The 12,754-nt window shown below is 44.8% G+C and carries 12 protein-coding genes; 9 read left to right on the forward strand and 3 right to left on the reverse strand.

Annotated elements, in window-relative coordinates; all coding sequences use genetic code 11:
• Positions 1-38 precede the first annotated feature (38 nt).
• From uraH to KUL49_RS03060, 3 genes are read left to right on the forward strand one after another with little or no spacing between them, the layout of a single operon-like run.
• Entirely contained in the window at positions 39-365 is a 327-nt protein-coding gene (gene uraH, locus KUL49_RS03050) for a hydroxyisourate hydrolase (RefSeq protein WP_014976192.1), read from the forward strand.
• A gap of 5 nt (positions 366-370) precedes the next feature.
• Positions 371-1,663 carry a guanine deaminase gene (guaD, locus tag KUL49_RS03055; protein ID WP_049588801.1) on the forward strand — a complete coding sequence of 431 codons (1,293 nt, stop codon included), beginning with the start codon at positions 371-373 and terminating at the stop codon, positions 1,661-1,663.
• A 47-nt stretch (positions 1,664-1,710) separates the two neighbouring features.
• Entirely contained in the window at positions 1,711-2,970 is a 1,260-nt protein-coding gene (locus KUL49_RS03060; RefSeq protein WP_131136276.1) for a urate hydroxylase PuuD, read from the forward strand.
• Between the two features lie 43 nt (positions 2,971-3,013).
• On the opposite strand, the gene KUL49_RS03065 is transcribed toward KUL49_RS03060, so the two are convergent.
• Positions 3,014-4,291: a diguanylate cyclase gene (locus KUL49_RS03065; protein ID WP_131136277.1), complete on the reverse strand. Its 1,278-nt coding sequence runs from the start codon at positions 4,289-4,291 to the stop codon at positions 3,014-3,016.
• Between the two features lie 293 nt (positions 4,292-4,584).
• Here KUL49_RS03065 and KUL49_RS03070 point away from each other — a divergent pair, with 293 nt between their 5' ends.
• Positions 4,585-4,860, forward strand: a complete 276-nt coding sequence (locus tag KUL49_RS03070) for a putative quinol monooxygenase (protein ID WP_014976188.1) — start codon at positions 4,585-4,587, stop codon at positions 4,858-4,860.
• A gap of 49 nt (positions 4,861-4,909) precedes the next feature.
• On the opposite strand, the gene KUL49_RS03075 is transcribed toward KUL49_RS03070, so the two are convergent.
• Positions 4,910-5,269, reverse strand: coding sequence for a helix-turn-helix domain-containing protein (locus tag KUL49_RS03075; protein WP_014949063.1), 360 nt, complete (start codon positions 5,267-5,269; stop codon positions 4,910-4,912).
• Positions 5,270-5,565: 296 nt separating this feature from the next.
• On the opposite strand from KUL49_RS03075, the gene KUL49_RS03080 reads away from it, so the two are divergent.
• From KUL49_RS03080 to KUL49_RS03090, 3 genes are read left to right on the forward strand one after another with little or no spacing between them, the layout of a single operon-like run.
• Positions 5,566-6,057 carry a (2Fe-2S)-binding protein gene (locus KUL49_RS03080; protein ID WP_014976187.1) on the forward strand — a complete coding sequence of 164 codons (492 nt, stop codon included), beginning with the start codon at positions 5,566-5,568 and terminating at the stop codon, positions 6,055-6,057.
• Positions 6,054-8,351 (forward strand): xanthine dehydrogenase family protein molybdopterin-binding subunit, encoded by a 2,298-nt coding sequence (locus KUL49_RS03085; RefSeq protein ID WP_131136278.1) that lies wholly within the window; start codon positions 6,054-6,056, stop codon positions 8,349-8,351. The genes KUL49_RS03080 and KUL49_RS03085 overlap by 4 nt, the downstream gene beginning before the upstream one ends.
• 7 nt (positions 8,352-8,358) lie before the next feature.
• A complete protein-coding gene (locus tag KUL49_RS03090; RefSeq protein WP_131136279.1) occupies positions 8,359-9,108 on the forward strand; it encodes a hypothetical protein in 750 nt (249 codons plus the stop codon).
• Positions 9,109-9,196: 88 nt separating this feature from the next.
• Here the strand turns inward: KUL49_RS03090 and KUL49_RS03095 are convergent, their stop codons facing one another.
• On the reverse strand, positions 9,197-9,691 hold the full coding sequence (locus KUL49_RS03095; RefSeq protein WP_131136280.1) for an acyloxyacyl hydrolase: 495 nt from the start codon (positions 9,689-9,691) through the stop codon (positions 9,197-9,199).
• Between the two features lie 297 nt (positions 9,692-9,988).
• Here KUL49_RS03095 and KUL49_RS03100 point away from each other — a divergent pair, with 297 nt between their 5' ends.
• Both KUL49_RS03100 and KUL49_RS03105 read left to right on the forward strand, forming a co-directional pair.
• Positions 9,989-10,639, forward strand: a complete 651-nt coding sequence (locus tag KUL49_RS03100; protein WP_131136281.1) for an NAD(P)H-dependent oxidoreductase — start codon at positions 9,989-9,991, stop codon at positions 10,637-10,639.
• A 1-nt stretch (position 10,640) separates the two neighbouring features.
• Positions 10,641-12,566 (forward strand): monovalent cation:proton antiporter-2 (CPA2) family protein, encoded by a 1,926-nt coding sequence (locus tag KUL49_RS03105; RefSeq protein ID WP_131136282.1) that lies wholly within the window; start codon positions 10,641-10,643, stop codon positions 12,564-12,566.
• Positions 12,567-12,754 lie beyond the last annotated feature (188 nt).

Here is a 12,754-nt window from a genome sequence, read left to right on the forward strand (position 1 = left end):
TGGTCAATACGCATTGAATAGTTTTTAAGGAAAACAGTATGAATACGCTTTCTAGCCACGTACTCGACACTACATTAGGTAAGCCAGCACAAGGCATTGCCCTTACACTTACACTACCTGACGGTAGCACCCTTTCGGGTGAAACGGATAATGACGGGCGTTTTAACAACTGGGGCGTTGAAGACGGTTTTGCCGCAGGCGTTTATACCCTGCGCTTTCACTGCAAGCCTTACCTTGTAGAAACGCATGGCAAAAGTTTCTACCCACACATTGATATTACATTTGAACTTGATGAGAATGGCGGCCATTATCATGTGCCACTTCTTATCTCTCCATTCGGTTTCAGCAGCTACAGGGGCAGCTAACAAACATGCAGCTTTTTCGTGCAAGCATTGCGCACTTTCCTAACCAAACTACACAGTTCGATAATGACATCGCTATATTCAAAGACGGTGGTTTGTTAGTAGACAATAAAGAAATAAAAGACATTGGCACATTTGAAGAAATAGCAAAGCGCTACCCGGCTGCCACTGTGACAGATTTTTCAGGCAAGTGGATTTTGCCAGGTTTAATAGACAGCCACCTGCATTATCCGCAAACACAGAGCATAGCTCATTATGGCGAACAGCTGTTGAGCTGGCTTGAAAACTATACGTTTCCCACAGAAATGCAGTTTGCTGACAGTGAACACGCTAAAACCATTGCTAACGTATTTTTGCGCCAATTGCTAAAGAACGGTACTACCACAGGTTTTGTTTTTACTACGGTTCATAAAAGCAGTAGCCACGCATTATTTAGTGCAGCAAGCGAAATTGATATGGCAATTGTGGCCGGTAAAGTATGTATGGACAGGAATTGCCCTAGTGCGCTTAATGACTGCGCCGACACAGCACAAGCTGACAGTGCAGAATTAATCGAAGCTTGGCATAACAAGGGCCGCAACCGCTATGCGCTAACGCCACGCTTCGCCCCTACCAGCACGGAAGCACAGCTTGCTGCATTAGGGGAACTTGCCAAGCAGTATCCCGACGTTTTCATTCAAACACACTTGTCTGAGAACTTAGACGAGATTGCATGGGTGAAGAGCTTATTCCCTAAAGCGGACGGCTATTTAGATGTATATGACACCTACAGCCTTGTGCGTGAACGTGCGGTGTTTGGCCATGGCATTCACCTTACGCCTAACGAATGGGCGCGCTTAGGCGAAAGCGGCGCTACGGTGGCCTTCTGTCCTACATCTAACCTGTTTTTAGGAAGTGGCCTTTTTGATATGACCGCAGCGCGTGCTAACAAGGTCCATGTGGCTATGGCCACCGATGTGGGTGCAGGCACTACGTTTAACATGTTTAAAACTTACGGCGATGCATACAAGGTTAGTCAATTGCGCAGCGAGCCCATCAGCCCGTTAGAAGGCTTTTATCTTATGACCCAAGGCGCGGCCGTAGCTCATGCGCTTGATCATGAAATAGGCAACTTAAACCCAGGCACCACTGCTGACTTTATCGTTGTTGAGCCTAGGTTTGACGAATTAACACAATTGAGAATAAAAGAAGACGCGGACTTTGACGATGTGTTTTTTGCCTTAAGTATTTTAGGTGATGACCGCGCTATCGACCAAACGTGGATAAGCGGCACCTGCCGCTATAAAAAAGAACATCATTAATAACAGGCTGCTGTAGGGCCTTTTGGCCCTAAATAAGGAGAACAATAATGCCGTGGCTAGATTGGATAAGTTTATTTGTACGTTGGTTCCACGTTGTAGCGGGTGTAGCGTGGATTGGCGCGTCGTTTTACTTCATTTGGTTGGATAACAATCTACGCACGCCACCTAAATGGAAGCAGGACAAAGGTATCAAAGGCGACTTATGGGCGATTCACGGTGGCGGCTTTTATGAGGTCGCAAAATACGCCTATGGCCCAGAGAAAATGCCAGAAACACTGCACTGGTTTAAATGGGAAGCCTATACCACGTGGTTATCGGGCTTCGCACTACTCATAATTGTTTATTACTTTGGTGCTAGCGCTTATCTTATCGACCCTTCGGTAAATGCCATGCCACCTACCACGGCAATATCTTTAGGTTTAGGGTTAATCTTTGGCGGACTAGCCTTATATGAATTTGCTTGTCGCAGCCCATTGGCAAAATATCCACTCGCCTTCGGTATTGGATTAGTCGCGCTTGTTTGTATTGTCAGCTACCTGTCTACCCAGTGGTTTAGCGGTCGCGGTGCCTATATTCATGTTGGTGCGCTTATTGGCACTATCATGGCAGGAAATGTCTTTTTCAACATCATGCCGAACCAGCGCAAAATGGTAGCAGCTGTAGCTGATAAGAAAGATATTGATCCTAATTGGGGGGCGAGCGCTAAATTGCGTTCGGTACACAATAACTACTTTACGCTGCCACTGCTGTTTATCATGATTTCAAATCATTACCCCATGACGTATCAACACCCGCAAAATTGGCTGGTACTCATTGCGATAATGGCCGCTGCCGCTTGGATACGTCATTTCTTTAACTTGCGTCACGTGGGCACCACTAAACCTGGTATTTTAGTGTCTGGCGCAGTCGCCATGCTAGCAATCGCCCTATGGGTGTCATGGCCACAGTCGCCATCACATACATCGAATGAAGGACATGAAGATGTGAGCCTTGTCGATGAAGTAGGTAAAAAAGTAACGGCTAACAATGCAGTCGCCCAAGCGAGTTCTGAAGTAAGCAATGAGCGAGTAGTAAGCTTAATTACAACCCATTGTGTGGGTTGCCACTCGCGCACGCCAACCGACGATATCTTTAAAGTCGCGCCTTTAGGCGTAGTATTAGATACATGGGAAGATATTGAAAGGTTTGCGCCACAAGTGGTTCGAAGAACCACTGTGACCAAAGACATGCCATTTTTAAACAAGACAAAAATGACAGACGAAGAGCGTCAGGAAATAGCGCGCTGGTTCGCTCAAAGACAAAAATAGAATGGCGAAAGCGATGTAGATATCGAGTCTCAGGAATAGCTGTCTACATCGCTTTATCAATCGCGGTTAAAACTTGCTGATAACGCTTTTTTCCGTACATTACCTCATCGGCCTTATCTAGCCACTCCTGCACGGTTTCAATCCCTTCGCTCCACTCAACCCAGCCAACACTGAAGCCAATTGGTACTACCTTATTGCCATCTACATTAACTTCAAAGTCGCTTTGGGCAACCCTATTGAAAAAAGCTTCCGTTTCCTTTTCACCCGTGCCATAAAGCAGGATCACAAATTCATCTCCGCCAATACGACCGAATCTATCACTATCACGCAGCAAACTACTCATTCTTTCAGAGAACTCAACAAGCGCCTTGTCTCCTACCTTGTGACCGTATTTATCGTTAATTTCTTTGAATTTGTTTAAGTCTATATAAACAAGCGTTGACGTTTGTTGGCCACGATCCATACGAGAAATTTCGTCACTTAACTGGCTAAATATCTCTCTCCTATTGGCAAGTCCAGTGAGCGAGTCGGTTTTCGACAGGTGCTCTAATTTAGTGACGGCGCTCATCAGAGCTTGTTGCTGCGTTTTCTCTCTTGTTATGTCGTCGGCTGTACCTAAAATAAGCGACTGCATTTCACGGTCGTCAAATATCAAGCTTCCGCGATCGTGAAGGTACTTCACTTCGCCTTTCGAGTCGTATATACGATATTGAATATCCCAATTCTGCAAAGGGCGTTGACTGAACAGTTTTAACACCCGTGCTTTATCATCTTCATGTACATGATCAATAAAGCTCATAGGGTTACAGTAAAGTTCGTACTCGTTGCGACCGAATATGTTTGAATAGCCATCGTTAACGTATTGCAGTTTAGACAAGTCTGGCGTCGCCACCCATACAAACGTTCTATCAGAAAATGCGCTAACAATTTTGCTAAACAAGGCATCAACTTGAAAGAGCTCAGACTGGATGCGCTTTTTCTCGTCGATATCTTCCACAATAGAAATAAAATAGTCTGGGTTGCCGCGCTGATCTCTTACTAAAGACACTGTTAACTTCGCCCAAACTTGCTCGCCATCGCGCCTTACATATCGCTTTTCAATCGCATAGTCATCGATATCACCTGCCATCAGGCGCTCTAAGTAACTTAGATCTTCATCAAGATAATCTGGCGCAGTTAACTCTTGAAAGGTTAACGTCGTTAGTTCTTCATCAGAATATCCTAAAAAATCACACAGTCGCTTATTCACGCGTATAAAGCTTCCATCCACGCTTACGTGAGCGAGCCCAACAGGACAAAAGTGAAAAGTTTTTTCAAACATAGGGCATCGCCCCGTTCGGTAATTGCATTCCGTCGCCTCAAGAGGTGGCACTCAAAGGATAATGAGCACCCTTTTATACTTTAGTATAAGTCATTATAGATTAACTTTTTTCATTCGCTAAAAAATGCATCTAAGAAAAAGGCTTAGATAGCGTCTAACTGCGACATAGCGGTAAAAGGCATTTGATGGTGGAGATTGCTTTTCACCTGAAAAAAGTTGCTAGTCAGCTTTAAACGCTAACCATTGCTCCTTTAGTTGCTTATGTTAGCGTTTTTTCTCAATAGGACAGTAAAATGATCGAGTTTTCAGTCGTAATCTATTCTCAACCAAACCAACAAGATGCACTTTTAGACGCTTTGTTACCCTTGGTTAAATCAAGCCGAGAAGAAGTCGGCGCAGTGATGTATGACCTACATGCATGTGAAGAGGGTGTGTTTGTTATTACGGAGAAATGGCAATCTCAGGATGCCCTTGATGCTCATGAAGCTACTGAACACTTTGTTGGTTTCCAAGAAAAAGCCGGAGAGCTTGTTGAAAAAGTACTTCGATTACCGCTAGTGTCGGTCTAGCACTTTGTAAAGCAAATGCGGTGAGATAAATGCTCACCGCTAGCGATATTTAATCATTCGTGTGGTTTTCAGACCAGACTCTTAGCTGTTCAAGAATATCTAGCGCTGAGCGCCCAAACTCGGTGAGACTATAAGCAACCGCAATTGGACGAGAGTCGATAACGTTGCGGATCACCATACCGTTGTTTTCCAGCTCTTTAAGGCGCTGATCGACCATCTTCCGGCTGGCGCCGCCAAGCATTCTACACAGGTCGTTAAATCTAACAGGCTCATCTTTGAGATGATAAATAATAGAACCCGTCCACTTTCCACCAATTAGGCGCATTCCACGCTCTATAGCACAAGGCTCTGTACACGTATTTAGAACGGTTTTTCTACCCTTAGCGTCTGTTTTTATTTCACTTTCCATCTATTTTCCTAAAAAAGCCACCTAGTTACTAAAAGTATACTAATTGTTTGTTTGAACAAGGTAACTAAAATAGACCACATAAGCAAGTTTGGCCTCTAGTATACCTTTAGTTAATTAGTCTAACTCCAATTCGAAAGGTTCATTCGGGCGTCTATGGAGTGAGGGGTTATTAAAGGGAGAGCCAGCGCGGCCAGATTTTAATAATACCAATTAAAACAGGCAAAACAGACCGTTCAAACCAAGTACAGCGCCTTGGCGAGAGCATATTAAACATTAACTTCACGGTGACACAAACCATGATTGAATTTACGTTAAATGGAAAAAGAGTGCAGACAGATGCTGCATCAGATACGCCTCTCGTTTGGGTAATACGCGATGAATTTGGACTAAAAGGTACCAAGTTTGGGTGCGGTGTAGCGATGTGTGGCGCATGCACGGTACATATTGATGGTAACGCTATTCGCTCTTGCTCCTATCCCGTTTCGTTAGCTAAAGATAAGAACGTAAACACTATTGAAAGCTTCAACAACGCGCATCCGCTGCAATCTGCTTGGGTAGAAGAGCAGGTTCCTCAGTGTGGCTATTGCCAGTCTGGCCAAATCATGCAAGCAGCGACATTGCTAGATAGAAATCCAAACCCGAGCGACCAAGATATTGTTAATCACATGAGCACCAATTATTGCCGCTGTATGGCTTACGCGCGCATAAAAAAGGCGATTAAGCGCGCTGCAACGTCTTCTGTTCAATACTTTGATCCAACCGCTTCATCAGAAGGGGAAAACGCATGAGCATGAAAAATATCTCTCAAGAAAAGAAAGACATGATCAACTTATCTCGCCGGTCTTTTATGGTGGGATCAGTGAAAACGTCTTTATTCATGGCATTTGGTGCTGCCGCTATTCCATCTCTGTTATCAGCGAAAGAAAGTATTGAAACTAAACAGTTTTCACCAAATATCTGGTTTGAAATGGATACAGATGGCAACGTTACCGTCAACATAGCCAAAGCGGAAATGGGTCAGCATATCGGCACGCCAATCGCTAGAATCTTGGCTGATGAGCTTGAGTGCGACTGGGAGAAAGTGTCTATAGTTCACGTTGATACAGACCCGAAATGGGGCTACATGGTAACAGGCGGCTCTTGGTCAATTTTCCATACTTACAAGCCAATGTCTCAGGCGGGCGCCGCTGGCCGCATGGTGTTAATTGATGCAGGTGCGAAGCTACTTGGCGTGCCTGCCGATAGTTGTAAGGCAGAAAAAGGCTTTGTTATCTCAGGTAACAAAAAAATTAGCTACGGCGATATCGTAGCGAATGGCAAAGTAGACAAAACATTCAGTGCAGATGAGCTTGCTGAATTGCCAATTAAACCGGGTAAAAAACGCCACCTTATCGGTGTTAACGCAGACTACAAAGCACTCGACATCCCGCCTAAAACTAACGGTACGGCGGTATACGGCATTGATGTGGAAGTGGAAAACATGCTTTATGCACGCCCCATTCTGCCTCCGACTCGTTATGGCAGTACAGTAACAAATGTCGACGACAGTAAGGCTAAGAGTCTACCGGGATATAAAGGTTATAAAGTGCTTACCGATCCGAGCGGTACTATCGAAGGTTGGGTTACTGTATTGGCTACAGACTACCCCACAGCGATTAAAGCCGTTGATATGGTGAAAGTCGGCTATAACGCCGGTAAAACAGCTAATGTTTCTGAAGCTGATATACAAAAAGAAGGCGAAAGAATTGTACGCGATCGTAAGGAAGGCACCGTTTTTGTAGACGAAGGAAATATAGAGCTGGCGCAAACAAAAGCGGCACAAACCATTGAAGCTTTATACACCACAGCGACTGCCAATCATTTCCAGCTAGAACCACTTAACGCCATTGCTGAATTTAAAGGTGGTAAATGGCATATACATACGGGTAACCAGTGGCAGAGCCTAACACTTCCTACTGTAGCTAAAGCCGCAGAGGTCCCAGAAAGTGATGTGGTCCTTCACCAGTATTATCTTGGCGGTGGCTTTGGGCGACGCCTTTTTGGTGATTGGGTTGTTCCTGCTTTGCTTACAGCTAAAGCTGCTGGCCAGCCAGTCAAACTGGTATTCATGCGCCCGGATGATACATTATTTGATCAACCCCGCTCTGCCTCTACTTCACTGTTTAATGCGTCGTTCGATGAAAATAATCAGTTTTTAGGCATGGAGCATGCGCTAGCGGCAGGCTGGCCAACACTAAAAATGGCACCAGGATTTCTAGCACCAGGAGTAAACGGTGAAGGGAAAGTCGATATGTTTTCGGCATCTGGTGCCGACCACTGGTACACCATGTCTCACCATCGCGCACGCGCGGTTAACAATAAGGTAGCGCAAGATACGTTTACGCCAGGTTGGCTGCGTTCGGTAGGTCAAGGTTGGATTGTATGGGGCTTAGAATCATTTATTGACGAAGTGGCAGTGAAAGCCAACAAAGACCCCGTCGACTTCAGACTTGCTATGTTAGATGGTAAAGGTAAACAAGGGGGCAAAGCGCCTGAAAGTTTCGGCGGTGCCACACGACTTGCCAATACGCTTGAAATTCTTAAGAAAAAGATTGCGAAAGTTAAACTTGGTGCTGATGAAGGCATTGGCTATAGCGTAAGTGCAGGTCAAGAACGCACTATGCCAGCTTGGCTCGCGACTGCAGCTCATGTTCACGTTAATAAGCGCACTGGAAAGATAACGGTTAAGAAGTTATGGGTTGTGTCTGATGCTGGTATTGTTATTCATCCAGATGGCGCGATGGCACAACTTGAAGGTTCACTGCTGTGGGGACTGAGTTTGGCACTGTTTGAACATAACGAAGTGAAAAACGGTCAGGTTTCAAAAACAAACTTACATACCTACCTTCCTCTACGTATGAACGATGTTCCAGAGATGGATATTGAACTTGTTGAAAGTGAGGAGTTTCCAGTAGGACTGGGTGAACCAGGCGTTATTGGTGTCGCGCCGGCTATCGGCAATGCCGTGTACCAAGCTATTGGTGTACGGCTACGTCATTTGCCCATGCTTGCTCAACACGTTACCGCAGCACTAAAAGCATGAGGGCAGTATGATGAAAATGATAACAGTCCTATTAATTGGTGCTCTCTCATCATTCGTCCTGAGTGGGTGTATTGCAAATAAAAATGACGATAGCGACCATAATAATTTGACCGCTAGCACTTCAAAAGCAGCTAAATCAACACCTGCTTTTGAGGCTTATCAGCAAGATCCTAACCCAACGACAGCATTTAACTACTTGTTCGATGTAGCAACACATCCACGGTGTGTGAACTGTCACGGTGTTATTGAAGATGGCGCTCACCGACCGACAGTGGGCGACAACAGCGTCCCCCACCCTATGAACATTACCTCTGTGAATAACTTGAAAATGGCGGTGCAAGATGGAAAGTTTGTTCAGGTTGGCGAAACGCACCCCGTAAACTGCCGCGGATGTCACCAAGATGAAAATGCGCGTGAACCCGGCAGGCCGCCTGGTGCAGCAAACGACCTTATGCCAGGTTTCGTGTGGCACATGCCGCCTCCTACCATGATTATTGGCAGCGACATGACACCCTCAAAATTATGCAACAATTGGTTAAACCCACGTTTGAACTCTTTTCTTGCTCAACGTGGGGGAAGAGATGACATGAAAACGTTTAAAAAAGAATTTGAGCATCATGTCAGTGATGATCCATTAGTGAGATGGGCATGGAACCCCGGCCCAGGCAGAACACCTGCTCCTGGGACACATGCACAGTTTGCTAAGGCAATGTCGGTTTGGATTAACGGCGGCGCACCTTGCCCGACAGAAAGTTAAGTTAAAAAAGTCTTTGCCAAAAATGAACAGCCCGCGTTTTAAGCGGGCTGTTTAACGAACGAACTAGGCACAACTTGTTTAGGCGAGATTAGAAATGGTAGTGAGCACTTAATACAAACGATTCTGAACCAGGGTTCGTGTCCCCTAGCCCGCCGTTAGAAATGTGGCCAATTTCAGCTTCTAGCGAAAATGATTCAGAAAAATTGTAGAGTCCGGAAAGTGATGAATAGAATTCAATGGTGTCACCTAAATTTTCAGATTCATCAACAATGCCCGCGTGAAAGGCAACGCGTACTGAAAAGTCATTGTATTTGTAGACGTCTTTTGCTAACCCCGCAGCGAAATAGTGTTGGCCTTGATCTGCGTTTACCAAGAGAACTGTTGGTCGAATTCCGTAAAATGATTCGAGCGGTTTGTGAACATAAGCCACATGCAATGCGTAACGGTCTGCATCATCAAACAGATTCCAAACCGCAGCCCCAGCTTTGAGTTCACTGCCTTGAGGCAGAGCATAAGTGGAAAGCGATGCAAAAGGTGAAAGTAACGATAATGCAAGTGCGAGTGTTTTTACTGATGTTTTCATGTTTATACTGTTCTAAGCAAAGTTTGAAAGTTGCGCTTTTTCTGACGCTTTTTTTTCGTCATTTTCAAAGCTATTTTGTTCAAAAGTATATAATGGTAATCAGGTTACTTTTTTCAACCTAATAAATATTAGTAACCTTATAACTTTGAGGAAAAACACATTCTCATTTGCTCTAAACGTACAGATTGAATTAATGAATAACCTAGGGTCTTTTGACCTTTGCCGTGTTTTGCACATCAAAAATCAACGGCTCCTTATAGCTCAACGAGAGCTGGCTGTAGCACTGAGTAGAAATGTATGACTGACGAGAACATCATTGAAAGCAATGTAGAGAGCACCAAGAAAAGTAAGAAAGTACTGGTTCTCTTTGCCCACCCCGCGCAAACCCGTTCAGAAGTAAATGTGCCGCTTTTTCACGAAGCAAAAATGAATAAACACGTTACTGCTGTTGACTTGTATGCAGAGTATCCAGATTTCAATATTGATATTGAACGGGAGCAGCAGCGTTTAATCGACCACGATGTCGTTGTTTTTCTGTTTCCACTTTACTGGTATTCCACACCTTCAATCTTAAAAGAATGGCAAGATTTAGTGTTGGAATATGGTTTTGCCTATGGGCATGAAGGCACTGCACTTAAAGATAAATTATTTCTTTGCGCATTAAGTGCAGGCGGTAAGGAAGAAGCCTATCAAACTGATGGCTTTAATCATTTCACCATCAGGCAACTGCTCCAGCCTTTAGAGCAAATGGCTCAGATCACGCACATGACCTACATTGCTCCTTTTGCGATCTTTGGCTCTCGTACTGCGCAAGAAGAGCATCGCGTTGCTGAACATAGAGGCAAGTGGACAACCTTGCTAAACAAATTGACCACTAACACCCTGAATCTAGAAAAAGCAAAGCACATCGAGAATCTCGCAGACCTTTGTACACCTCAAGGAGATTAATGTGACTGGCTATTTTCTATATGCATTTATCTATCTGGTCGCCGCCGTAATTGCAGTGCCCATTGCGAAGCGTCTTGGATTAGGGTCTGTACTAGGCTATTTAATAGCAGGGCTAGTGATTGGCCCGATATTTGGCCTTGTTGGTGACGAAACTGTTGCAATTCAGCATTTTGCTGAATTCGGTGTAGTCATGATGCTGTTTTTGGTTGGGCTAGAACTAGAACCTCGCTCGCTGTGGGCGATGAAGTCAAAATTAATGGGATTGGGCGGCCTTCAGTTAGCGTTAACCACCGCCCTTATCACAGGCGTAGCCATATTGCTTGATCAGCCTTTTAGCATTGCCCTTACAATAGGCCTTATATTCGCCCTTTCTTCAACCGCCATTGTTTTACAAACGTTGCAAGAAAAAGGGCTGCAAAAAACGGAAGGAGGCAAAAGCGCTTTTTCTGTACTGCTGTTTCAGGATATCGCGGTTATTCCCATGCTTGCGCTTATCCCCCTCCTTGCCATACCCGAACTGGTCGAAGCAGGAAATGCACATGGCGGCGATACAGGGTCACACGATAGCTTTAATTTAGTTGAAGGGCTTGCCCCATGGGCTTCAGGTCTTGTGATCATTAGCTCAATTGCCTTTTTAACCATCGGAGGACACTACTTAAGTCGCCCCTTATTTAAGTTTGTTGCTGCATCGGGTTTACGGGAAATTTTTACCGCCACTGCGCTCATGCTCATTATAGGAATTGCAGCACTAATGGGACTTGTAGGTCTCTCTCCCGCCCTTGGTGCATTCTTGGCTGGTGTAGTTTTAGCAAACAGTGAATTCAGGCATGAACTTGAAGCTAATATCGAGCCGTTTAAAGGCTTACTGTTAGGCCTCTTTTTTATAACGGTAGGCGCAGGCATTAACTTCTCTGTACTTAGTGAGAGCCCAATGCTAATAGCAGGGCTAACCGTAGCTGTTATGCTTGTGAAAGCCATTGTGCTGTTTATCATCGCCTTAATTTCTAAAATAAAAGGCACTAACAAATGGCTGTTCACACTAAGCCTTGCTCAGGCGGGTGAATTTGGCTTTGTGCTATTAAGTTTTGCCTCGCAAAACTATGTGCTTCCCAGCGACATTATTTCTGTTCTCTCGCTGGTTGTTGCCATTTCAATGTTCCTAACGCCAGGACTTTTTATTCTTTTCGACAAGGCCATCATTCCTCGCTACAAAAACGCGAAATCACAGCGAGCTGAAGATGAGATTGACGAGAAAGGCACCGTCGTTATTGCTGGAATTGGGCGCTTTGGACAAATCATTAACCGTCTTCTAGTGGCCAACGATGTAAATACCGTTGTGCTTGATATTCGCTCTGAGCAAATAGACCTTATCAGACGGATTGGCACCAAAGCCTATTTTGGCGATGCATCTAAACCAGACATTTTGCATACTGCTGGCGCCCATGAAGCATCGCTATTAGTTATTGCTATAGACGATAAAGAAACCGCTGCCGAAATGGTGAAATACGCCAAGCACGCATTTCCTAACATTAAAGTGCTTGCGCGTGCCTTTGACCGCGGTCATGGGTATCGCTTGCGCCAGTTGGGCGCAGATTTTGTGGTATCTGAAACGTACCACAGCGCTCTTGAGATGGGCGCAGAGGCACTTCGCTCACTCAATATTCACCCTTTCCAAGTTGAACGGCAAAAAATGGCGTATAAAAACATTGAGGCTCAGCAAAACGATGTGCTGTATCACGCGTGGGCGGATGAGGCCAGCGGAGAACGAGTAGACAATAATTATCTGAAACTCTTTATTGAACTTGAGTCGCTAATCGAAAATGCGCTAAAAGCAGATTTACACGACAAGCATTCGAAAATGCGTGGCTGGACTCCACCGCCTAAAGGCTATGCTGAAAACCTCGCGCCCGATGAGAAACCTGATTAGGGTAAATTGCGAACTAGCCGGCGGTATTTCGAGAGGGTAATTGTCTGATAGTGACCGGACACTTACGAATATTTATGGGCGGTAGCATACTATCGCCTTGTAAAAATAAACAAAAAGCTGATCGAAAAGGGAAAAAAGCGCTATAACCTGTATGTATATCAAACTTGTCGTATATTGGCTTTTTATCT

This window comes from Alteromonas sp. KUL17 (assembly GCF_006538305.1).
Classification (GTDB): domain Bacteria; phylum Pseudomonadota; class Gammaproteobacteria; order Enterobacterales; family Alteromonadaceae; genus Alteromonas; species Alteromonas macleodii.

What these genes read in the sequence shown, in the direction of transcription:
- uraH (WP_014976192.1), top strand. Translation starts at nt 39, where the DNA reads ATGAATACGCTTTCTAGCCACGTACTCGACACTACATTAGGTAAGCCA.
- guaD (WP_049588801.1), top strand. Translation starts at nt 371, where the DNA reads ATGCAGCTTTTTCGTGCAAGCATTGCGCACTTTCCTAACCAAACTACA.
- KUL49_RS03060 (WP_131136276.1), top strand. Translation starts at nt 1,711, where the DNA reads ATGCCGTGGCTAGATTGGATAAGTTTATTTGTACGTTGGTTCCACGTT.
- KUL49_RS03065 (WP_131136277.1), bottom strand. Translation starts at nt 4,291, where the DNA reads ATGTTTGAAAAAACTTTTCACTTTTGTCCTGTTGGGCTCGCTCACGTA.
- KUL49_RS03070 (WP_014976188.1), top strand. Translation starts at nt 4,585, where the DNA reads ATGATCGAGTTTTCAGTCGTAATCTATTCTCAACCAAACCAACAAGAT.
- KUL49_RS03075 (WP_014949063.1), bottom strand. Translation starts at nt 5,269, where the DNA reads ATGGAAAGTGAAATAAAAACAGACGCTAAGGGTAGAAAAACCGTTCTA.
- KUL49_RS03080 (WP_014976187.1), top strand. Translation starts at nt 5,566, where the DNA reads ATGATTGAATTTACGTTAAATGGAAAAAGAGTGCAGACAGATGCTGCA.
- KUL49_RS03085 (WP_131136278.1), top strand. Translation starts at nt 6,054, where the DNA reads ATGAGCATGAAAAATATCTCTCAAGAAAAGAAAGACATGATCAACTTA.
- KUL49_RS03090 (WP_131136279.1), top strand. Translation starts at nt 8,359, where the DNA reads ATGATGAAAATGATAACAGTCCTATTAATTGGTGCTCTCTCATCATTC.
- KUL49_RS03095 (WP_131136280.1), bottom strand. Translation starts at nt 9,691, where the DNA reads ATGAAAACATCAGTAAAAACACTCGCACTTGCATTATCGTTACTTTCA.
- KUL49_RS03100 (WP_131136281.1), top strand. Translation starts at nt 9,989, where the DNA reads ATGACTGACGAGAACATCATTGAAAGCAATGTAGAGAGCACCAAGAAA.